The 22638-nt window shown below is 58.5% G+C and carries 18 protein-coding genes; 11 read left to right on the plus strand and 7 right to left on the minus strand.

Going from position 1 to position 22638, the window contains the following annotated elements; genetic code table 11:
• Nucleotides 1-5 precede the first annotated feature (5 nt).
• The 4 genes from cydB to F568_RS0109470 are packed head-to-tail and all read left to right on the plus strand — an operon-like array spanning nucleotide 6 to nucleotide 5486.
• Complete coding sequence (cydB, locus tag F568_RS0109455) at nucleotides 6-1007, plus strand: cytochrome d ubiquinol oxidase subunit II (protein WP_019018478.1); 1002 nt, start codon at nucleotides 6-8, stop codon at nucleotides 1005-1007.
• Between the two features lie 6 nt (nucleotides 1008-1013).
• Nucleotides 1014-2711, plus strand: coding sequence for a thiol reductant ABC exporter subunit CydD (gene cydD, locus F568_RS0109460; protein WP_019018479.1), 1698 nt, complete (start codon nucleotides 1014-1016; stop codon nucleotides 2709-2711).
• Nucleotides 2695-4422 carry a thiol reductant ABC exporter subunit CydC gene (gene cydC / locus F568_RS0109465; RefSeq protein ID WP_019018480.1) on the plus strand — a complete coding sequence of 576 codons (1728 nt, stop codon included), beginning with the start codon at nucleotides 2695-2697 and terminating at the stop codon, nucleotides 4420-4422. Before cydD ends, cydC begins: the two co-directional genes overlap by 17 nt.
• A 59-nt stretch (nucleotides 4423-4481) precedes the next feature.
• Nucleotides 4482-5486: an adenosine deaminase gene (locus tag F568_RS0109470; protein WP_019018481.1), complete on the plus strand. Its 1005-nt coding sequence runs from the start codon at nucleotides 4482-4484 to the stop codon at nucleotides 5484-5486.
• 248 nt (nucleotides 5487-5734) lie between these two features.
• Here the strand turns inward: F568_RS0109470 and guaD are convergent, their stop codons facing one another.
• From guaD to xdhA, 4 genes are read right to left on the minus strand one after another with little or no spacing between them, the layout of a single operon-like run.
• Nucleotides 5735-7057 carry a guanine deaminase gene (gene guaD, locus F568_RS0109475; RefSeq protein ID WP_019018482.1) on the minus strand — a complete coding sequence of 441 codons (1323 nt, stop codon included), beginning with the start codon at nucleotides 7055-7057 and terminating at the stop codon, nucleotides 5735-5737.
• A complete protein-coding gene (xdhC, locus tag F568_RS0109480; RefSeq protein ID WP_019018483.1) occupies nucleotides 7057-7917 on the minus strand; it encodes a xanthine dehydrogenase accessory protein XdhC in 861 nt (286 codons plus the stop codon). The genes guaD and xdhC overlap by 1 nt, the downstream gene beginning before the upstream one ends.
• Nucleotides 7904-10345 carry a xanthine dehydrogenase molybdopterin binding subunit gene (gene xdhB / locus F568_RS0109485; protein WP_019018484.1) on the minus strand — a complete coding sequence of 814 codons (2442 nt, stop codon included), beginning with the start codon at nucleotides 10343-10345 and terminating at the stop codon, nucleotides 7904-7906. Before xdhB ends, xdhC begins: the two co-directional genes overlap by 14 nt.
• Nucleotides 10329-11810: a xanthine dehydrogenase small subunit gene (gene xdhA, locus F568_RS0109490; RefSeq protein WP_019018485.1), complete on the minus strand. Its 1482-nt coding sequence runs from the start codon at nucleotides 11808-11810 to the stop codon at nucleotides 10329-10331. Before xdhA ends, xdhB begins: the two co-directional genes overlap by 17 nt.
• Nucleotides 11811-11862: 52 nt before the next feature.
• Between xdhA and F568_RS24895 the strand changes: the two genes are divergently transcribed.
• The 3 genes from F568_RS24895 (at nucleotide 11863) to F568_RS0109505 (ending at nucleotide 13486) form a co-directional block, all read left to right on the plus strand.
• Complete coding sequence (locus F568_RS24895) at nucleotides 11863-12030, plus strand: hypothetical protein (protein ID WP_019018486.1); 168 nt, start codon at nucleotides 11863-11865, stop codon at nucleotides 12028-12030.
• The gene (locus tag F568_RS0109500; protein WP_019018487.1) at nucleotides 12027-12659 is read left to right on the plus strand and encodes a TetR/AcrR family transcriptional regulator; all 633 of its coding nucleotides are present in this window, start codon (nucleotides 12027-12029) and stop codon (nucleotides 12657-12659) included. The genes F568_RS24895 and F568_RS0109500 overlap by 4 nt, the downstream gene beginning before the upstream one ends.
• Nucleotides 12660-12763: 104 nt before the next feature.
• Nucleotides 12764-13486 carry a GntR family transcriptional regulator gene (locus tag F568_RS0109505; RefSeq protein ID WP_019018488.1) on the plus strand — a complete coding sequence of 241 codons (723 nt, stop codon included), beginning with the start codon at nucleotides 12764-12766 and terminating at the stop codon, nucleotides 13484-13486.
• Between the two features lie 153 nt (nucleotides 13487-13639).
• Here the strand turns inward: F568_RS0109505 and F568_RS25260 are convergent, their stop codons facing one another.
• Together F568_RS25260 and F568_RS0109515 are read right to left on the minus strand one after the other, a co-directional pair.
• Entirely contained in the window at nucleotides 13640-13843 is a 204-nt protein-coding gene (locus F568_RS25260) for a hypothetical protein (RefSeq protein ID WP_019018489.1), read from the minus strand.
• Nucleotides 13844-13958: 115 nt separating this feature from the next.
• On the minus strand, nucleotides 13959-14915 hold the full coding sequence (locus F568_RS0109515) for a calcium/sodium antiporter (RefSeq protein WP_019018490.1): 957 nt from the start codon (nucleotides 14913-14915) through the stop codon (nucleotides 13959-13961).
• 149 nt (nucleotides 14916-15064) lie between these two features.
• On the opposite strand from F568_RS0109515, the gene otsB reads away from it, so the two are divergent.
• From otsB to F568_RS0109535, 4 genes are all read left to right on the plus strand, one after another.
• Complete coding sequence (otsB, locus tag F568_RS24900; RefSeq protein WP_019018491.1) at nucleotides 15065-16639, plus strand: trehalose-phosphatase; 1575 nt, start codon at nucleotides 15065-15067, stop codon at nucleotides 16637-16639.
• Nucleotides 16636-19062 carry a glycoside hydrolase family 65 protein gene (locus F568_RS24905; protein ID WP_019018492.1) on the plus strand — a complete coding sequence of 809 codons (2427 nt, stop codon included), beginning with the start codon at nucleotides 16636-16638 and terminating at the stop codon, nucleotides 19060-19062. Before otsB ends, F568_RS24905 begins: the two co-directional genes overlap by 4 nt.
• A gap of 490 nt (nucleotides 19063-19552) precedes the next feature.
• The gene (locus F568_RS0109530) at nucleotides 19553-20260 is read left to right on the plus strand and encodes a murein L,D-transpeptidase catalytic domain family protein (protein WP_019018493.1); all 708 of its coding nucleotides are present in this window, start codon (nucleotides 19553-19555) and stop codon (nucleotides 20258-20260) included.
• A 1082-nt stretch (nucleotides 20261-21342) separates the two neighbouring features.
• Entirely contained in the window at nucleotides 21343-22005 is a 663-nt protein-coding gene (locus F568_RS0109535; protein ID WP_019018494.1) for a metallophosphoesterase, read from the plus strand.
• Nucleotides 22006-22315: 310 nt separating this feature from the next.
• Here F568_RS0109535 and F568_RS24910 read toward each other — a convergent pair whose 3' ends face one another.
• The gene (locus F568_RS24910; protein ID WP_019018495.1) at nucleotides 22316-22492 is read right to left on the minus strand and encodes a hypothetical protein; all 177 of its coding nucleotides are present in this window, start codon (nucleotides 22490-22492) and stop codon (nucleotides 22316-22318) included.
• Nucleotides 22493-22638: the final 146 nt, after the last annotated feature.

A 22638-nucleotide genomic window follows, 5' to 3' on the forward strand; every position in this document is an offset into this window, starting at 1 on the left:
TCGTTATGGATACTTACGTTTTATCTACCATCTGGGCTGTCATCCTCGCCTTCAGCATCATCATGTACGTGCTGTTGGACGGTTTCGTGCTGGGCATGGGCATGCTCTTCCCGTTGGCTCCCGACGAGGAAGCCCGCGACGTCATGATGAATACCGGCGCGCCTATCTGGGATGGTAACGAAACCTGGTTGGTTCTGGCGGGCACGACTCTGTTGGGGGCGTTCCCGCTGGTTTATACCATCGTTTTGCCAGCGCTCTATATCGGGATATTTCTGATGGTCGCTGCGCTGATTTTTCGAGGCGTGGCGTTCGAACTCCGTTTCAAGTCCCATCGGTCGCGCAAATGGTGGAATCTGGCTTTTACTGGCGGCTCCGCGGTGGCGGCTTTCGCTCAGGGTGCGGTGGTAGGCGCGTACATCCTTGGCTTTGAAACCGAAAGCCGGACCTTTGCCGGCGGCCCGTTTGACTGGCTGACACCGTTTACCGTCATGACCGGCCTGGGCATGATGGCGGGGTTGGCACTGCTGGGGGCGACCTGGATCATCATGAAGACCGAGGGCGCAATCCAGGAGTGGGCCTACCGTCTAGTGCCAAAGCTGCTTGCCATCGTGCTGTTGGTGTTCGCCATCGTCAGCTTGTGGACGCCGTACGTCGATCCCAATGTCTGGAACCGCTGGTTCAGCAACATTCACGTGATCTGGATATTGCCGGCTATGGCGATGTTCAGCGCAGCATTGCTGTTCTGGGCGGTTAGAAAGCGGCGCGACAGGTTGCCTTTCTTGGCCACCTTGAGCATGTTCATCTTTACCTATCTGGGCCTGCTGGTCAGCCGCTGGCCATACGTCGTTCCGCCCAACCATACCTTGTGGGATGCCGCTGCTTCGCCGAGTTCGCAGTTGTTCCTGTTGATCGGGACGTTGTTCGTTATTCCTATCATCCTTGCCTACACCGCTTGGGCGTATTGGGTATTCCGAGGCAAGGTACGGCCGGGTGAGGGGTATCACTGACCGCTTATGGTGGAGTCCGATTTAACCCCACGAGGCTGGCTGCGCCATCAGGCGACACACGTACGTACTCTATTGATGCAGGGAGTTGGGCTGGGGCTGGTCGCGGGGTGCCTGACCATAGTGCAAATGGGCCTGCTTGCATGGATCGTTAGCCGCCTGACCATGAACGGTGTCCTGGTCGACGAGCTATTGTTGCCTTTCATGGGGCTGGTTTTAGTCATCATATTGCGTGCCATGGCGCAGTGGGGCCAGGAAAGCGCCGGTGTCGAGGCGGGGCTGCGGGTGCGTTCGCGCATCCGCGCCGAGCTGCTGGATCACCTGGCAGCGTTAGGGCCCCAGCGACTCAGCGATCAGCACAGCGCGGGACTTGGCGGCCAATTGGTCGAGCAGGTTGAGGCGTTGGATGGCTATTTTGCACGCTTTCTGCCCCAGCTTCGCCTGGCGGTCTTGTTACCATTGCTCATATTGTTCGTTGTGCTGTGGCTCGACTGGTTGGCGGCGCTGTTTCTGCTCCTGTCGGCTCCCTTGATTCCCTTGTTCATGGCCTTGGTGGGCATGGGTGCCGAGCGCCTCAACCGCGAGCAGTTTCTGGCCGTGACCCGTCTGGCCGGCCATTTTCTCGATCGGGTGCGTGGCATAACGACCCTGCAACTTTTCAACCATACCGAGCGAAGCGTCGATGAGGTATTCACGGCGGCGGACGATTATCGGCAGCGCAGCATGCGTACGCTGCGTATCGCTTTTCTCTCATCGGCCGTACTCGAGTTCTTCGCGTCGGTGGCGATTGCTGTCGTCGCTATCTATATCGGGTTCGGACTGCTGGGCTACATCTCCTTTGGGCCTGCCGATGAGCTGACACTATTTAGTGGCTTGTTCATTCTGCTGATGGCCCCGGAATTCTTCCAGCCGTTACGCACCCTGTCTCAGCATTATCACGACCGGGCTGCAGCATTGGGAGCCGCAGACGGACTGGTGAAGCTACTCAAGCGTCCGCTTCCCGCGAAACCTTCTTCGTCTGAAGCTACCGCCACAGAAAAGGTGAGGGGATCTCGTATCCGTCTCGAGGGCGCTGTCGTGAGCTATCCCGAGCGCGGCCGAGTACTCGGACCGCTGGATCTCGTCGTGGAACCGGGTGAGTGCCTGGCCGTGGTAGGGCCTTCGGGAACTGGCAAGTCAACCTTGCTGCATCTACTGGCCGGATTGGTTACCCCCGACGAGGGGCGTAGCGAGGTGTCACCCGCGTCACCCATCGCCTGGATGGATCAACGGCCTTGGCTGGTCAAGGGCAGCTTGGCCGAGAATCTACGCTTGGCCGCGCCCGACGCGGACGATGAACGGCTGCGTCACGCCGTCCGTCAGGCTGGGCTGGAAGCGTTGATCGACACGCTGCCTGACGGGCTTGAGACTCCCCTGGGAGAGCGTGGGCTGGGCCTTTCAGGTGGCCAGGGCCAGCGTCTGGCGCTGGCGCGCGTTTTTCTCTCGCAGGCGCCGCTTGTGCTGCTCGATGAGCCGACCGTCAGCCTGGATGCTGACACCGAGGCGCAGGTCGTCGAGTCGCTACGGCACCTGATCGATGAAGGCAGGACCTTGATCGTGGCTACACACCATCCGGCACTATTCGAGATGGCAGACCGGGTGATCAGGCTGCACGAGGGCCGGGTGATCGATCCCCAACGACGAGGACGCAATGAAATCGAGCAATGACGCAACGCTGATTGCTACCTTTCGTCCCTGGATGAAGGTCCTTGGCCGGCGGCAACGCCGGTTGTGGCTGGGGAGCTTGTTGATGCTGCTGACAGTCATCGCTGCGATTGGCCTGCTGGCATTGTCCGGCTGGTTCATCACGGCGACGGCGATCACCGGCGTGATGCTCGCTGCAGGCATCCAGAGTACGCTCGATATCTACCGTCCCGGAGCCGGCATCCGTTTCTTTGCCGTCGGGCGAAGCGTGGTTCGCTATGTCGAGCGAACCTATAACCACGATACGGTATTACGCCTGCTTGCCGATTTGCGTGCGGGCATGTTCACCGCCATGACCCGCCTTGATGAGCGAGTGATGGGCCAGTTGCGCGCCTCCGAATGGCTCAATCGCCTGACGGCGGACATCGATGCCCTGGATAGTCTCTACCTACGGTTGCTGGCGCCGCCGCTGGTGGCATTGCTGGCGATCGCCGGAATCGGTGTCCTGCTTGGGCTATTCGCGCCTGGTATCGGCATCGTGGTAACCATTCCCTTGCTTGGGCTATGGCTGTGGCTGGTAGTAGGGCAGGCCCGTCTCGGCCTGGCGGCCAGTCGACGCAGGATAGCGACTCTTGATCGCCTACGCATGCGGAGTGTCGAACAGATGCAAGGCCTGGCCGAGTTGCGCTGCTATGACACGCTGGCTTCGCATCGCCGTAGATTGGCCGATGAAGAGCAAGCCTTGTACGAGGATCAACGGCGATTGGGGCGCTACCAGGCGCTGGGCAACGCCTTGGTAGGCATGGGCGTTACGCTGAGTGCGGTGTTGGCGCTGTGGCTGGGGGCCAGAGCGTTCAGCGCTGGCGAGATAAGAGGCCCAGTCATGGTCATGATGCCCTTGGCTGTTCTCGCCATGAACGAAGCACTGGCAAGCTTGCCTGGTGGGTTCACGCATTTCGGCAGTACCTTGGCCGCAGCCGAACGACTCAATGGGATTGCCTCGCTACAGGGTGCGATTACCGATCCGCAATCCGCTGATACCTTGCCGACGGGGGCGCTCTCCCTCGACTTGGTTGATATCTCGCTGGACTACTCCGGCTCGGGATTGCCTACCGAGGTGCGTAGCGTGACCCCGGCACTCGATCATGTGTCGTTGAGCATTCAGGCCGGTGAACGTGTCGCGTTGCTGGGTGCGTCCGGGGCCGGCAAATCGAGTGTCGCCAGGCTGGCCGCTCGGCTGATCGAACCTGAGCAGGGCCAGGTCGTCATTGGTGGTAAGGACGTAGGCCAGGTGACATTGGCCGATCTACGCTCGCGTATCGGTTACCTGACCCAGCAAGCCGAGCTTTTTCACGACACGCTGGCAGCCAACCTGAGGTTGGGCGATGCCCAGGCCGACGACGCGCGGTTATGGGACGTGTTGGGTATCGTCGATCTGGCAGCCTGGGCACGTGAGCTGCCACAGGGCCTGGACACGTGGGTCGGTGAGTCAGGGCGTCAGCTTTCCGGTGGCCAGGCCCGACGCGTGGCCTTGGCTCGGGTGCTGCTGAGCGATCCGGGTCTTGTGATTCTCGACGAGCCATTTTCCGGACTGGATGCAGCGACCGCATCACGTATCGCTGAACGTCTCGATCCTTGGTTGGCCGGGCGTACCGTGATTTATCTGGCACACGATGACTCGGTCCTGTCGCAAGTCGATAGGACAATCCGCCTACGTGAGGGGCGGCTGGTTTAGCCTTTGCGCAACCGGTCAAGTCGCGGCAAGATGGTTCAAACCCGATGAGGAGTGTCGCGATGAAGGACTGGCTGAAGGACCTGCCCAAGGTCGAACTGCATCTGCATATCGAAGGTTCGCTGGAGCCGGAACTGATGTTTGCCCTGGCCGAGCGAAATGGCATTTCATTGCCCTACGCCTCGGTGGATGAGGTGCGCGCCGCTTACGATTTCAATGATTTGCAGTCCTTTCTGAATCTCTACTATCAGGGCATGGCGGTGCTACGCACGGCGGATGACTTTCATGATCTGGCTATCGATTACTTTCGGCGCGCCCAAGCCGAGGGAGTCGTGCATGTAGAGCTGTCCTTCGATCCGCAGGCGCATCTGTCACGTGGCATTGGCTTTGATGTGCAGATGGAAGGGCTGACTCGGGCCATGCGCCACGCCGAGCGGGAGTGGGGGCTGTCCACGGCACTGATCATGAGCTTCCTGCGCGATCAGCCCGCTGAGGATGCCTTGGCCGTACTCGAGCAGGCAGAACCCTACCTAGAGCTGATCGACGCCGTGGGCCTGGATAGCGCCGAATCAGGCAATCCGCCGTCCAAGTTTGCCGAGGTGTTCGCCCGGGCCAAATCGCTGGGATTGCCGCGTGTCGCCCATGCCGGCGAAGAGGGACCGGCGTCGTATATACGTGAGGCACTGAATCTACTCGACGTGTGTCGCATCGACCATGGGGTCCGCTGCCTGGAAGATTCCGATCTCGTCGCTCGGTTGCGTGATGCCCAAATCCCGCTGACTGTCTGTCCGCTGTCTAATGTTCGGCTCAAGGTCGTCGAGCGGATCCAGGATCACCCGTTGCCCACATTGCTGGAGGCGGGACTCAAGATTACCCTCAACTCCGACGATCCGGCGTATTTCGGTGGTGGAGTACTGGACAATTATCTGGTCTGCGAACAGGCCTTCGGGTGGGACAGGCCGACATTCGTCTCGTTGGCGCGCAACGCCATCGAGGTTGCCTTCATGGAAGAAGGGCGTCGCCAGGTGCTTCTGGCCAGGCTCGACGAGTTTCCGACATCGGCTTGATCCCGCATGGGAATGCAGCATCGTCCAGGGCCTGGCGGTGCCAGTCTGGGCCGATCACTTTGCCGGAAAGCAGACGACAGCCCACGCAATGCAGGCTGTCGTGTTCTGGTGTGTACGGCTTATTCTGGGGACGCTCCAGGGCTGGACACTTCACCGATACATGCCTCGGGCTGTACCGCCTTGCTCGTTTCAAAAAGCGCTTGGAGACATCAGGTTAATGACGCCGCCACGATGCCTTATCCAGCGATTCAGCTCACGGCTTCACTACGTTGGTGCACAAGCTGGCCATTGGCCCAGGTCGCGTGTACGGCACGGTCATCCCCCAGAATCATCAGCGCAAACAGCAGCTCACTCAGACTGGTCGTGCGCGCCGTGCGCCGTTCCAGCAGCGGGGTCGCCTTGGGGTCGAGCACGACGATGTCTGCCTCGGCATCTTTGCGCAGGCTTCCGATATGAGACTCCAGATGCAGCGCGCGGGCGTTGCCAAGGGTCAACCGATAGAACCCCTGCCAAGGCGTCAGTGGCTGGTTAAGCAACTGGCCGACTTGATAGGCCGCTTTCAGGGTGCCGAAGCCGGATAGGTCGGTGCCGCCGCCAATGTCGCTGGCCAGGGTCACGTTGAGGCCGGCTTCGCGACAGGCCAGCCGATCGAACAGACCGCTCCCCAGGAACAGGTTGGACGTTGGGCAGAAAGCGATGTTGGACCCGGCCTGGGCCAGGCGATTGCGCGCGTCCTGAGTCAGGTGAATACCGTGGGCAAAGGTACTCTTCGGCCCGACCAGGCCGTAGCGTTCGTAAACATTGAGATAATCGCTGGCTTCGGGGAAGAGTTCTGCAACCCAATCGATTTCGCCGAGGTTTTCAGAAAGGTGCGTCTGTAGGTGCAGGTCGGGCGCGTTGCGTAGCAGGCCACCAGTGGCATCGAGCTGTTCACGGGTGGAGGTGGGTGCGAAGCGTGGCGTCAATGTGTAGCCAAGTCGGCCCTTGCCGTGCCAGTCGCCGATCAGGCGCTCGGTGTCGCGAATGCCCCCATACGTGTCATCAACCAGCGCGTCCGGCGCGTGGCGATCCATCAGCACTTTGCCCGCCAGCATGCGTAAGCCACGACGATGGGCTGCGGCAAAGAAGGTATCAACAGAGGTTGGGTGCGAAGTGCAGAAGACCTGGGCGGTTGTGGTGCCTACGCGTAGCGTCTCGTCGAGGAACGCCTCTGCGATGGCTTCGGCATGGGCGCGCTCGGCGAAACGGCATTCTTCGGGGAAGGTATATTCGTTCAGCCAGTCGAGCAGTTGGCGCCCATAGGAGGCCATGATCTCGAGTTGAACATAATGCACGTGGCTATCGATAAAGCCCGGCATCATCAGCTTGTCGCGGTAGTCCACCACTTCGATGCCGTCGGGCAATTCGGATTCGAGTTCTAGATATTCGGCAATGGCGTGAATACGCCCGTTCTCGATCCACAGCGCGCCATCCTCGAGGTGGAGCACGCTGCCGGGTTGCGGTGTATCGTCCTCTCCCGGGTCATTCATGAAACTGAGCAGCGGGCCGCGCAGTACTCGGGAATCGGTCATCAGCGTTCTCCCAGCCTTGAATTCGGGGTGCGGTCGGCATCGAATACCTTGCGCAGTACCTGGGGTTCGATACCACGTTGGTCGAGGCGTTCAGCCGAGGGTTTCAGGGTCAGCAATTCGGTGGTTACTGCCAGCGCGATCTCGTAAGGCAGCTTGCCCTTGGCGCCGGCAACACCGATAGGGCAGCGCACCTGAGCCAGTGACGCCTGGGTGTGTCCTGCTTCACGCAGGCGGCGCTTGAAACTGGCCCACTTGCTGTGGGAACCGATCAGGCCGATCGACGCGCAATCGCCGCGCTTCAGCAGCGCATCCATTAGTACCCGGTCTTCGGCATGGTCATGCGTCATGATCAGCGCATGAGTACCGGAGGGCAGCGCGGCGACGCTGGCGCCACTATCCGAGCTATCACGACATTCCAGCCGCGCCTGTGTGTCGGCTCCACTCGCAAACGCATCTGGCCGGCTATCGTGCCAAAGCACGCGCCACGGTAGCGGTGCCATCAGCTTCACCAGTGCCTGTCCCACATGACCGGCGCCGAATACGGCCACCGTCATTTCAGCACCGGCAAACACTTCGATCAGTACGTTAACGTACCCGCCACAGCACTGCCCGGAACGGCCTCCGAGTGGAAATGCCTCAAGGCGTGTAGTGGCATCATGTGCCAAAAGTGCCTGAAGGGCGGCATCAATCACCTGAAACTCGAAAGTGCCGCCGCCCAAGGTGTCATGGACCTCGTCTGCAGTGATGACCATTTTGGCACCCGGCTCGCGCGGCGTAGAGCCTGATGCCCCGACTACGGTAGCCAGGGCGTGAGGCGCACCCGCATTCTGCAGACGATGCAGGGCGTCATGCCAGGTCATCGCTCGTCTCCACTGACGGGGCGAAGGCAGGGGACTGGCGAAGGGCCTCGGCGGCCATCAGTACCCGCTCCGGTGTGGCTGGTGTATCCAGGCGCGGCGCCTGCCGATAGTCGACAAGGCTGGCCAGGGCATCGCAAAGCGCCGACCACACAGAAATGCCCAGCATGAAGGGCGGCTCACCCACGGCCTTGGAGCGGTAGATGCTGGCTTGCGAGTTGGGGTGCCCCTGCAGCAGCTCCACGTTGAATTCCGGCGGCAGGTCGCCGAACGCGGGGATCTTGTAGGTGGCGGGACCATCAGAGAGCAGGCGGCCCTGGGCATTCCACTTGAGTTCCTCGGTGGTCAGCCAACCCATGCCCTGGATGAAGCCGCCTTCGACCTGGCCCATGTCGATGGCCGGGTTCAGCGAATCGCCCACGTCGTGCAGGATATCGACACGCGTCAGGCGATACTCGCCGGATAGGGTATCGACTTCGACCTCGGCGGCGGCGGCGCCATGCGCGAAGTAATAAAAGGGTCGGCCCTTGCCGGTGTTGCGGTCGTAATGGATCAATGGCGTGGAGTAGAAACCTTTGGCCGACAGTGAAATCCGTGACAAATAGGCGGCCTGAACCAGCTCTCCCCACGGAATGCGGCGGTTGAAGGCAACCAGATCGCCGTTCTCCATCATCATGCCTTCACGATCGATGGCATAGTGCTCGGCGGCGAAGTCGAACAGCCGTTCACGAATCTGGCTGGCAGCATCGCGTGCGGCCATGCCATTCAGGTCGGCCCCGCTGGACGCGGCAGTCGGCGAGGTGTTGGGTACCTTGTCAGTGCGTGTCGCGGTGATTCGCACCTGTGCCAGATCCAGCCCCAACTCGCGCGCCACGACCTGACAGACCTTGGTATGCAGGCCCTGACCCATCTCGGTACCGCCGTGATTGATCATCACGCTGCCGTCGGTATAGACGTGCAGTAGGGCACCGGCCTGGTTGAGGTGCTTTGCCGTGAAGGAGATACCGAACTTTACTGGCGTCAGTGCCAGACCCTTCTTGACGATCGGGCTGCGGGCGTTGAACTCGATGATCGCCTTGCGCCGCTTCCAGTAGTCGCTGCTGGCTTCCAGTCGCTCGATGATTTCGAGGATCAGCGAGTGCTGATCCACGCTCTGTCCGTAATGAGTAACGTCCCGGCCGGCACGGTAGAGGTTGCGCTTGCGCACTGTCAGCGGGTCTTCACCGATGTGCCGTGCGATGTCATCCATCGCCGCTTCTATGATCATCATGCCCTGAGGGCCACCGAAGCCACGGAAGGCAGTATTTGAGGCGGTGTTGGTACGGGCGCGGTGGCCGGTGACGCGTGCATCACCCAGCGAATAGGCGTTGTCGGCGTGGAACATGGCGCGGTCGACGATTGCCTCGGACAGGTCCGGGGAGTAGCCACAGTCACCGATTATCGTAATGTCCCCTCCGATCAATACCCCTTGATTATCGAAGCCCAGCCGGTAGCGATTGTGGAACGGGTGGCGCTTGCCTGTCGCACGGGTATCCTCGGCGCGCGGCAGGCGCAGACGAATCGCTCGACCGGTACGACGGGCGAACAAGGCCGCGATACAGGCCCAGGACGAGGCTTGGGTTTCCTTGCCGCCGAAGCCGCCGCCCATGCGTCGGGTTTCTACCGTGACGGCATGAAAGGGCACGTTTATTACCTCGGCAACCAGCTTCTGTGTCTCGCTGGGGTGCTGATTCGACGTAAAGACGGTCACGCCCTCGTCTTCGGTGGGCGTAACCAGGCACGCCTGACCTTCGAGGTAGAAATGCTCCTGGCCGCCGACGAACTGCTCACGCTCCAGCACGTGGGGGGCGCTGTCGAGCGCCTGCTGCCAGTCGCCGCTCTGCTGGACGTGGGTCGGACGCACGACGTCGCCGGCCTCGGCGGCAGCGATTGGATCGAGTTGGATGGGCTGTTCATCGATCTCCACCACGGCCAGGCGCACGGCCAGCCGGGCAGCCTTATAGCTGGTCGCGGCGACCGCAAACACGGATTGGCCGAGATAACTGATCTCGTCATCGACGAAGATCGGGTCGCCGGGAAATACCGGGCCGATATCGGTATGCCCCGGAACGTCGACGATGGTGATGACGTCGATGACTCCCGGCGCATGCCTGACCTTGTCCAGATCGAGCCGAGTCAGGCGGCCGTGCGCCACGGGCGAGAAGCCGATCGCCACATGTAGAGCATCGGCCGGCGCCGGCAGGTCATCGATATACGCGGCACGCCCGGTGACATGCTTGATGGCACTTTCATGGGCCGCGGAGTGTCCGGCGCTGCCTTGGCTCGTACCGCTCTCGGTATCGCGGGCCAGCGGTCCATCACCCTTGTTTTGGCCGATCTGCTCCTGGCGTGCATGGGCGGAGTCACGGGAAAGTTCAGTGAGCGTACGCATCGAGGCAGATCTCCGTTGTATTGTTGTCGTGGCTCGTCTCTTTTTCCAGCATCAGGCGAAGGCGCTCGAGCAGGTTGGCTGCCGCCACAAGGCGATATTCGCTGGAGCCTCTGACATCGTCGAGGGGCTGGAACTCGTGGCGCAATGCCGCGCGGGCGGCCTCGAATGCGGCGCGGCTCGGTGATTGTCCTTCCAGCGCTGCTTCGGCCTGGAGCGCCCGGCGAGGAATGGCTGCCATACCGCCATAAGCGAGTCGTACGTCTTTCATGACGCCGTTGTCCAGCCGCCAGGAGAAGGCCGCCAGTACGGCGGAAATGTCGTCTTCGCGACGTTTGGAGAGCTTCCAGACCTTGAGCTGACGGTCAGCGAGATGTGGCAGGAAGATGGCACGGATGAACTCACCCGCCTTCAGGGCCGTCTGCTTGTAATCGAGGAAGAATGCATCAATGGGAATTTCCCGCTCTCCCTCGGGGCCATCGAGGGCCAGGCGGGCCCCCAGCGCCAGCAGTACCGGCGGGGTATCGCCGATGGGTGAGGCATTGGCCACATTGCCACCCATGGTGGCCCGGTTGCGGATCTGCGATGAGGCGAAGCGGTGCATGAGATGCGCGAACGCGGGATAGTGCTCGGTAAATAGCGGCTCCAGTCTGCGGAAGGTCACTGCGGCGCCCACCCACCAGCCATGAGGGGTTTCCTCGATCCCGTTGAGTTCAGTGACTTCGCGGATATCGACGACCTCGTCGAGTGACTTGAGCTGCTGGGTCACTTCCAGCCATAGATCGGTGCCGCCAGCTACCAGGCGGGCATCAGGCTGCTGTCGACGCACTTCGCGCAATGCGGCCAAATCCCGTGGCGCGGTATAACCAGTGGCTGCCTCGGGAGCGCTCTGGGACATACGGGTAGCATCGGTAGATAGCGTCTCGACGTTGCGAGGCAGGTCCGGATCGTCTGCCCAGGTGGGGTGTGTATCCGGGTAGTCGCCCATGCGCAGGGCGGCGTCGCGAATCGGACGATATCCGGTGCAGCGGCACAAGTTGCCCCCCAGTGCCGACTCCAGGCGCTCTTGTGTCAGTGGTGCCGGCTGGTGCCGCTGGCCCTCGTGTAGCGTGAATAGCGACATGATGATACCGGGGGTACAGAAACCGCATTGACTACCGTGACAATCGACCATGGCGGCCTGAACCGGATGCAGCGCATCGCCGCGGGCCAACCCTTCGACAGTGACGACATGACACCCGCTCAGCTGATGCGCGGGCATGATGCAGGCATTGGCATTATGGTAGGCCAAGCCGCCACTGCCATCCGGCTCCCCGACAGCGACCGTGCATGCGCCGCAGTCACCTGAAGCACAGCCTTCCTTGGTTCCGGTCTTGCCAAGGTAGACACGTAGCAGTTCCAGGGCGCTGGTGTCCGGGCTGATGTCGGCACACTGCTGCCGTTGCCCGTTTAGATAAAAATCGATCATCACGGAGTTCGCTCGCTCGTTATTATCAGTGGACCTATCGAGAGGAGTCTGCATGTCACTTGACCAAATGGTCAATTATTCTAGCGTGGCCGATAGCCCACAGGTGCGCAAGCAGGCGGCGCAGGAAATTCCTGTCGGGTCGGGGCGCGAGAATGCTGGCGTTGAGTCCCTCGCCAAGCTAGGGCAAGCTTGCTGCTTTGGCAGGGGAAAGCTTCGATGACGACGATCACTGCGCCGGAAACGACACGAACGCGATTGCGCAACGAAAGGGCGATTCTCGACGCAGCCGAACAGGTTTTTGCTTGCCATGGTTACCGTGGTGCAAGCGTGCAGGCAATTGCCGAAGCAGCAGGTTTGCCAAAGTCGAACGTGCTCTATTATGTGGGTAGCAAGCGTCAGCTCTACGTCACGCTTCTTGAGCGCATGATGGAGCGATGGAACGCGATGCTGGACGATATCAGCGTCGATGACGATCCCGCCGAGGTCATCGAAGCCTTTATCCGCAGCAAGATGGAGCTCACCCGCATTCATCCCCAAGGGTCTCGCCTGTTCGCGGCGGAGGTATTGCAGGGAGCGCCATTTCTGCAGGACTACCTGCGCGGGGAATTACGCGAATGGGTCCAGGCGAGGGCAAAGGTGTTTGAGCAGTGGGCGGAAAGGGGGCGGATGGACCCGGTCGATCCAGTCTGGCTGATTTTCCTGATTTGGTCTTCCACCCAGCACTACGCCGATTTTGAAGCTCAGGTACTGGGTATTACTGGTCGCGAAGCAATGGATACCGAGGACTATCGCAATATCACCGACTTCCTGTGTCGCGTCATTCTCAAGGGATGCGGTATCCGAACATGAGGTTCGAACTAACTTTGAATACAATGTTCTCGTACTTTGGATACGAGTAGCGCTCGGCGTGGCAACATGCGAAGGTATGCGTGACCGAGCGATGGAGCACGACTATGCCGAAGTCATGGCAGGATACGGTGATCGACGATATTCACGCTGGCAAGCGTGTCGGTGACCAATATATCGTCGACATGATACGCGACGCCGTGCTGTCTCAACGCCTTCCGCCGGGAACGCGCCTGCCTGAGGCAACACTGGGAGACATATTCGGTGTCAGTCGCTCGGTAGTACGCAAGGCATTGACCCGGCTGGTCGCAGATCACATCGTTGTGCAACAGCCTAATCAGGTGGCTCGCATTGCCTCGCCCGGTATCGAGGAGACGAAAGAGATTTTCGCCGCGCGGCGCTTGGTGGAAGGCGAGGTGGCCGCCTTGCTGGCGGGCCAGCTATCTTCCGCTCAATATACCGAGTTACGACAAATCATTGAGGAGGAGCACGACGCGCATCAACAGGGCGAAGAAGCCCGGCGCGTGAAGTGCTCCCTAGCAGTGCATCGTTATCTGGCGGATCAGTCACCTAACCGAGTGCTGGGCAGCATGTTGGCCGATCTGATCCTGCGCACATCCATTGTCATCGCGCTATACAAGCGTCCAGGCATGGAAGCCTGTTATCTGGATCACGATCATGCCGAACTTCTGGACTTGCTGGGGTCAGGGGCGCCACAACAAGCCTGTGACAGGATGCGTCAGCATCTGAGTGACCTCGAAGCGTTGCTCGATCTGCGTCCCCAGGAAGGGCGTATTGATCTTGCGGCTATCCTTGGTGGGATCGCCTAGTCGGTAAAACGCGGCTGATTCCTGTACAAATCCACTCTTTTTCCTATGCTGAAGCAGTTCGATGCTTCCTGATTATTTCGTTCGAATACCCCTTGTGTCGCCGGCCCCTTGAATCCCCGGGGCCGGCTTTTTTCGCTCCGCTTTACCTGATTATTAGTCTGGGCCTGGGTCAGCGTCAGTTCCACCTTTATAGGCGCTCCAGTCCGAGTCCTGCATATGGACACGCTCTGCATCCGCCCGGTCGTAAGTGTCGTAAATCCCCAGACTCACACCAGTATCGCTATCGAAGAGTTCATAACGGGGCGTTGCATGGCCCTTCGTGCCGACTTGCCTGATTTCCATTGCGTTTCTAAGCATACTGGCTCCCTGCGCTGATCTATGCCATTTAATGGCAACACCCTATCACGCTCTCGGACATGGCAGGGTATCGCCATGGCAACGGCATGCTCCAATTGGTAACCTTCGGATAGTCTTAAAACGTCATGAAACTCAGCCAGACATACACTCCATAGCTGCCAAGCAAAATGGCTCCTTCGACACGTGACAGGCGCAAGCCGGTATAAAGAAACGCCAGTAGTACTACCGCGGAACCCAGCATGACCCACTGGTCGAAAACCAGGATGCGGCCTGCGACCGGCAAAGGTTGAAGGATGGCCGAGACACCGAGAATGCCGAGCACATTGAAAATGTTGCTTCCAAGGATATTTCCCACGGCGACATCGGCATGACGGCGCAGGGCGGCAATCACCGATACCGCCATCTCGGGTAGGGACGTGCCCACCGCTACCAGAGTCAAGCCGATCACGGCTTCAGGCACACCCATGGATTCGGCGATACCAATGGCACCGTAGAGTAACAGCCTGGAACCGCCAATCAGCAAGGCAAGCCCGCCCAGGATGGCCAGGCCAATAGTGAGCCAGCTTTGAGGAAGAGCAGTCACTTCCTCCGCTTCTGCGGTATGCATGTCAGCAGCTGGAATGTGTTGCTGACTCTCGCTGCGATAGGCCCATATCAAGTAAGCAACGAGGCCAGCCAGCAATATGAATGCATCGCTTCTACCCAGGGCTCCACTCAGCGTAAGAACAATAAAGAGAGCACTGGCAACGACCACGACGAGCCCATCGCGACGCAAGGCCAGAGGCTGCACAGTCATTGGCGAGATCAACGCGCACAGCCCAAGGATAAGAAGCACATTACCGATATTGCTGCCGACGATGTTGCCCACAGCAATGTCAGGTTGGTCATTCATGGCGGCATCGATGGACACCACGAGTTCCGGTGCCGACGTGCCAAACCCCACGATGACCAGGCCTGTCAGTAAGGGGGAAACCCCGACACGGCGCGAGGCGGCGATGGCGCCCCGAATCAGTGCTTCTCCCCCCAGGGTGAGCAGTACGATACCAACTGCCAGACTAAGCGCATATCCCATATGTTCGAGTCCCTTCGTTGTGGTGTATTACCTTGCCCGAATGCTAGTGCAAGCTGTCAGCGTTTGCGATTGGCATAAACGCACTGAACCGAGCCCTCCAGCTACACTATCGGCATGAAGTAATGCACTGACTGCCATAGGGACTCGCAATGCAACAACCAGCGCATTCGCCACGGGACGTAACGTTAACCCGCTACCGGGCCAGCGTATTCGACCTGGATGGGGTAGTGACCGATACGGCACGCGTTCACTGCCAGGCTTGGCGAAAGCTCTTCGACGGTTACCTGGCCGAGCGTGCCGAGCGCGACGGCGTACCCTTGTGGGCGTTCGATCCCCAGGGAGACTATCGCCGCCATGTCGACGGCAAGCCACGCAATGAAGGGATCAGGAGCTTTCTGGAGTCACGCAGCATTCAACTGCCGTTCGGCTCGCCCGAGGACGCCCCCGATGAAGAGACCATCTGTGGGCTAGCCAACCGCAAACAGCGGTTTTTCGAGCAGTTTTTGGCGACGGAGGGGGTTGACGTCTTTGCCTCGTCGGTGGCCTTCATCGAGTCGATCCGCAAGGCCGGCCTGAAAACCGCCCTGATATCGTCAAGCAAGAACGCGCAGGACATTCTCGTCAGGACTGGGCTGGCCCATCTGTTCGATGCGGTAATCGACGGCATCGAGGCGGAGCGTACAGGGCTGCATGGCAAGCCACACCCCGACATATTCCGGCATGCAGCCAGTCTACTGTCGGTCCCGCCGGGAGAGGCCTTTGCAGTGGAAGATGCCCTGTCCGGTGTCGAGGCTGCCTACAAGGCGGACTTCGGGCTGGTAATCGGCATTGATCGTGCTCGACAACGCGACGAGCTATTGGCTCATGGCGCTGATGTCGTCGTCGATGACTTGGCCGAGCTCATGCCTGCCGATGTAGTGCAGGAGAACTCGCTGCCCGATGCCCTGGAGGCTTTCGATCAGCTTGTCGGGGCGATGGGGCCTGAGCGTCCGGCAGTTTTTCTGGATTATGACGGTACGCTGACGCCGATCGTCGACAGGCCGGAGCTGGCCGTGCTCGACGCGCCAGTGCGGCGCACGCTTGAGCGGTTGGCTAAGTGTTGCACCGTGGCCATTGTCAGTGGGCGTGACCGGGTCAATGTGGCCGGACTGGTGGGGATCGACAACCTCGTTTACGCAGGCAGCCATGGCTTTGACATTGCCGGGCCCGACGGCCTGCAGATGCAGCACGAACGCGCCGCGGAATTTCTGCCTGCCCTCGACGCGGCCGAGGAGCAACTACGGGCTCGCCTGGTCGACGTGCCGGGTGTGCTCATCGAACGCAAGCGTTTCGCCATCGCTACTCATTACCGGCTAGTCGCCGAGAGTGACGTTGAGCGCGTTGAAGCCGCCGTCGAGACCGTGGCGGGCGAGCATCCGCAACTTCGGCGCACTGGCGGTAAGAAAGTCTTCGAATTGCGTCCCCAACTCCCCTGGGACAAGGGCAAGGCCGTTGTTTGGCTGCTTGAGGCTCTAGGGCTAGCAAAAGAGAAGGTGGTCCCGATCTACATCGGCGATGACGAAACCGACGAGGATGCCTTTGCGGCGCTGCGTGAGCGGGGCGGACTCGGGCTTTTCGTCGGCGATGCTTCGCAGGCCACGGCTGCCAGCTATCGTTTGGAGGACACGGATGCCGTCGGGCACTTTCTCAGCCGACTCGCCGACATGCTGGAAGACAGGCCATGAGCGATTGGACTCTCGACTATCACGGCTTTGAGCCTTCTCAGGAAGGGGTGCGTGAGGCGTTGTGCACGCTGGGCAACGGATACTTTGCAACCCGAGGCGCCGCGTGTGAGGCGGACGCGAGCGAGATCCATTATCCCGGGACTTACCTGGCGGGAGGCTACGACCGCCTGTCGACAGAGATTGCCGGTCGGGTGATTGAAAACGAGGACCTGGTCAACCTGCCCAATTGGCTATGCCTGACGTTTCGCCCAGAGGGCGGCGACTGGTTCAATCCCATGGCAGTGGAACTGCTCGACTTTCACCAGCATCTGGATATCGAGACCGGTGTGCTCAAGCGGCAGCTCTTTTTTCGCGACCATCAAGGGCGTGAGACCACGTTGGTGACACAGCGTCTCGTGCATATGGTGCATCCTCATTTGGGCGCCATCGAATGGCGCATTCGACCTGAGAACTGGTCGGGACGTGTCAGCATCTGCTCGGCCCTGGACGGCCGGGTCATCAATGCTGGTGTCGAGCGGTACCGACAATTGGCCAGCACCCATCTAGTGCCGCTTTCCTCGGATTCGCCAAGCGATGACACGATTCGTCTACAGGTCGAGACCCGTCAATCCAGATTGCATATCGCTCAGGCAGCGCGGACGCAGATTCGAGTGGCCGGGCAGGATGTCGAGGGCGAGCGACAAATCATCGAGGAGTCCGGCTATATTGCCCAAGAAACAGTGCTTGATCTCGAGGCGGGAAAGGAGGCCGCAATAGAAAAGGTCGTGGCGCTGCATACCTCACGAGACCGCGCGATTTCCGAACCCGGACACGCCGCCAGCCAGTCAGTGGCCCGGGCCGGAACATTCGCTGAGCTATATGAAAGTCATCGACGGGTCTGGTCGCAACTCTGGCAACGCTGTGATGTTGAGCTCGATGGAGGCGGACGGGCCCAGATGATCCTGCGTCTGCATATTTTCCATCTGCTGCAGACGGTCTCGCCGCACAGCGCCGATCTGGATGTCGGCGTGCCGGCCCGGGGGCTTCACGGTGAGGCCTATCGAGGACATATTTTCTGGGATGAGCTGTTCATCTTTCCATTCCTGAATTATCGAATTCCCGAAATAACCCGTGCGCTGCTTCACTACCGTTATCGACGCTTGAACGAGGCTCGCCACTCGGCACGAGAAGCTGGTTACCGAGGAGCCATGTACCCTTGGCAAAGCGGGAGCGATGGGCGCGAAGAGAGCCAGCAGGTCCATCTCAACCCCAGGTCGGGGCATTGGATAGCCGACAACAGTGCCTTGCAGCGTCACGTCAATGCCGCTGTGGCCTATAACGTGTGGCGTTATTACGAGGTTACCGAGGACCGCGAGTTTCTGGCCTATTACGGTGCCGAGATGCTCTTCGAAATCGCCCGGTTCTGGGCGAGTGCCGCGAGCTGGAATGCGCAGCGCAAGCGTTACGACATACGGGGTGTGATGGGACCTGACGAGTTCCATGACCGTTACCCTGATGCGGAGGCGCCGGGACTCGATAACAATACCTACACCAATGTCATGGCGGCCTGGGTGCTGGGGCGTGCGGTTAACGTCTATGATCTGATCGGTGAGCGGCGTCGGCGTGAGCTAGGTGTTGCGTTGGGACTCTCGAATCATGAAGTCAGCGACTGGCTGACTATTAGGCAAAAACTGTTCGTGCCGTTTCATGGGAATGGCATTCCCAGCCAGTTCGAGGGCTATGAGCATCTAGAGGAGTTCGATTGGGCAGGCTATCGTGAGCGCTATGGCGATATCCACCGTCTGGATCGGCTACTCGAGGCGGAAGGGGATACCGTCAATCGCTACAAGGCTTCAAAGCAGGCCGATGTACTGATGCTGTTCTATCTGTTCTCTGCCGAGGAGTTGGGGGACATCTTTGCCCAGCTTGGTTATCCGTTTTCTGGCGAGCTGATTCCGCGCACTATCGATTATTACCAGCAGCGCACCTCGCACGGCTCGACCCTTAGCCGTGTTGTGACCTCTTGGGTGCTGGCCCGCTCGGATCGTCGACAGGCCTGGGATTCGTTCCTGCAAGTATTGCAGAGCGATATCGAGGATAGCCAGCACGGCACGACGCAAGAAGGAATCCATCTTGGCGCTATGGCCGGAAGTGTCGACTTGATCCAGCGTGGCCACACCGGGCTGGAAGTCCGTGACGGTATGCTGCGGCTCAACCCCTGCCTACCAGAAGCGTTGAGTGGCTTGCGCTTGCAGCTGTGTTACCGGGGGGATTGGCTAAAACTCGACCTGGGGGAAGAGCGACTGACCCTGACGGCACCGGAAGGCTGGGCAGGTCCGGAACGGATCATGTTCCGTGACGAAATTTACCCATTCGGCGAGGGGCAGCGGCTGGAACTGAACTATTCCTCAGAGGAGCGCTGTTGGCTACCCAACAGGGAGTGATGGGTGATCGAGGCATAATGAAAAGGCCCCGCCAGTCCTTGGCCGGGGCCCTTATGTCCTATCATGCGTCCTGGCATCGTTGAATCGCTTCCTGCGGCGGGCTCCTTACCATGCGGCATCCTGCCGGTGCGTCCTGCATTACCCCGAGGCGTCCCGCCTCTTGCTTCCTTGATTCTTTGCGCTCCTGCGCGTTCTTCCTTGCTGCGCCTCCTTGTACCGTGAAAGCTCCGTGCCAGACTTGGAATTAACTTGTGCCCGTTCAACTTAGCGTAGCGTAGAGTAACAAAATATTACAAATATTTTAGGTTATGAACTTTTTAATACGTCAAAGACCATACGGGCAACTTTTAAGTCCTACCGATACATCAAAGCCAGGACTTAGAATGGCATGCTTTCAGCATAAGGATATGGTTACCTTGGCTACTTCCGCCATGCCTGCTTTTCTCAAACAAGCTATTACAAGCGATTACACTTGAAAAGGATTATATTCATGCTACGCCTCCCTTGGCTTGCGGCCACTATGCTGGTTCTCGTTCTATTGGCAACAACACTAGAGTCCCGGGCCGGGGAGTTTCTGTACAGAGTAGGCGCCACCACAACGCCCATACCGCAAACACTGGAGCAGACACTGTTCCGGTTGGCTCCCGACGCGGATCGCCAAGTGCTACGCTTGGCTGCACGCGCCATCTCCTGTGCCGAACCGGATGCCGATAAGCTGGCAGTCATCGATTATTCCCTGCCTTCCAACCAGCCTCGTTTATGGGTCTTCGACCTCGCCGATCAAACGTTGGTATTCAAGGAGCTTGTTGCGCATGGCCGGGGCTCGGGTAATGCGCATGCAACAGCCTTTTCTAATTTTTTCGACAGTTGGCAATCGAGCCTGGGGCTGTTCCGAACACTTAATAGTTACCACGGAAGAAACGGCTACTCATTACGCCTTGAAGGACTGGAGCCGGGCATTAACGACAACGCGTTCGAGCGTGCAGTTGTCATTCATGGCGCCGATTATGTTGATGAGGCGTTCATTGCCCAGACCGGACGCCTAGGGCGCAGCCATGGTTGCCCGGCGGTACGTACAGATATTGCTTCTCCGTTGATCGATACTCTCAAGGGTGGTCAGTATCTTTTCATCTATTACCCGGATGCCGAGTGGCTGGAAACATCTGATTTTCTTCACTGCAACATGTTAGCGCCCTAATTGGCCAAGCCAGTAGCGGTTTGGCCCCGTTAATTGCGCCTAACAGCTAAGGCAGACATGTTTCCTTAACATCAAGGAGCTATTAGTGTGTGCAGGACACCGCTTAGGGTCTGTATTCAGTGCTCGGTCCAAGCGTTGCCTTGATTGATGAGAAACAGGCTTTTCCGGGACCAGGCTGTATGGGGAATAGGCTCATAAGGAACCGAGGAAAGGCTGCTACAACGGCAAACACTTAATAAGTGGAAATAGGATTAAGGAAAAACATATTCCTTGATAAAAGGTGAGTGGCTCCTTCAGCTTCTGCGTATTCAATGTTGACTGTTTTTTCTCATGAGCTAATGTGAGTATTCTATATTTTTTGCTATTTGATGTAATTTTAAATAAGTGCTAAGACTAATAGAGAGATTTCTGGTCGTAGGGTTAAGTCTTGGCATAAAAAAATGTGAGATTCTTGGTTGGCAGGTGGTGTTTGAATCATCAAAAATCTAACTTGGTGAGACTAAAGACGTGCTAGCTTGGTTAATGGCCAAGCCAAGCCAAGCCGAGCTGGCTATACGAGGGGGGTGAAATGATACAAGGAACGTATAATAATAATGACAACTCCAACCAGAAAAGACGTCTTTTCGAATGTCGATTTTGCCAAGCCGTGGTATGCGTCAAGACAGAGCATCCTTTACCTGCGTGTCCTCTGTGTAAACATAGCGACTATCAGGCGTTAGCCGAGCCTGCCATGTCTAGAGCGTATGTGGGAGAAGAAGCAGGGGCCTATTACGTTCCCATGCCGTACTCTCTGGTGTGAAAGTAGCTATGCTCTGATGTGGCGTGTTTATAGAAGAGGTTAGTTACATATAGCGTAATAAAATGTTACGTATACAAACTCTTCTTCAGTTGTCAACGGGCAAGCAATATCTTGATCGCTTCTTCTATGATGGTGTGCATAACCAGATTCTATGTACTAGGCCTCAACTTCGATCGGGATAAGCGACGACGTAGAGAGTTCTTTTTGTGCTCTTGTTTGGCTACAGGCCGTCTCAGGCATACGCTGAAGGTAGGTAAACCTTCTAGACGTGATTGGGGGCCGAATGATCCAGACGCATGGCGCCAACAAGCGGGGGCATGATTATCTTGTTGGCGATCTTCACGGCCAGTATGCGTTATTGCAAACCATGTTAAGCCGGGTTGGCTTCGATCAGGACAAAGACCGTCTGTTCTGTGTCGGTGATTTGGTCGATCGTGGTCCTGACAGCCTAGCCTGCCTCTCCCTTGCCTTTGAGCCTTGGTTTTTTGGGGTACGCGGAAACCACGAAATGCTCGCGTACCAGGCCCTCACTGAAGGGGGCGAGCATTGGCGGCTCTGGATGATGAATGGCGGCGACTGGGCGAGTCGCTATGACATAACCGATATCAGGCAGTGCCTGGAGAAAGCGTTGGAGAACTTACCCTATGCGCGGGAAATCGAAGCCAGTGGCTCCCGTATCGGTATCGTCCATGCTGAACCCCCGCGTGACTGGACATCGATTGAGCGAGCGGAAACAAGCGACAAGCACGATTTGGTTTGGGGGCGCTCACGAATAAAACGTCAGGATCAAACAAGAGTCTTGGGCATCGACGCCGTTGTCGTCGGGCATTCTATCGTTGAGCAACCCACCCGCTTGGGGAACGTCCTATACATCGATACAGGAGCGTTTCATACCCAGACATTGACACTCATTGAAGCTGATGAAGTGATTGCCTGGCTAGAGTAGCCGAACGACCCTTGTCGTTAATTCATAAACTAAGCCCGGCCTCACATAGAGAGCCGGGCTGAAGCAGAAATCTTACTCTGCGAAAAAGGCAAGCCGTTTATGGGATCCTTGGCATAAAGTGGCGTCCTGCCATCATCGTTGCCTTCTTTCCCAAGCCTCGGTCTTCCTGACCGCGCTCTTCCCTGAACTGGCGACCAATCCTTGGCCGCTGCTTACCGTATCAGTAACTTTAGTAAGCCTTTCGGAGGATAGCAAAAACTAATATGTTACAAAAAGTAGAGTGCTTGATCTACGTTAAAGTATAGAGATATTAGCTGTTTTTATTGAGCTCAGCGCAAACTTGCTGGGCTTCCTCTTCGGTGGCATACACCCCATGTTCCTTGTTGGTGTCCGTGTCGTACACCACAAATCCTTCGGAATGGTTCACTTGAGTGTCGACGCGGCTCGTCGTGTCGCCTTCGCTGGCGTTGAGATAGCTATATGGCATGGCATGTCCTCCTTGATCGTTTATGTGTTCAAGAGCGTAGGCCAGCGTTCACGAGTGCATCAAAGCCTATCGTGTATGGATGTATTGCGCTCTGCAACGGTCAGGAATCAGCAGGCGCCGCCAGCCGTAATGAAGCATAGGCAAAG

The organism is Modicisalibacter luteus DSM 23508 (assembly GCF_000378505.1).
In the GTDB taxonomy this organism is placed as follows: domain Bacteria; phylum Pseudomonadota; class Gammaproteobacteria; order Pseudomonadales; family Halomonadaceae; genus Modicisalibacter; species Modicisalibacter luteus.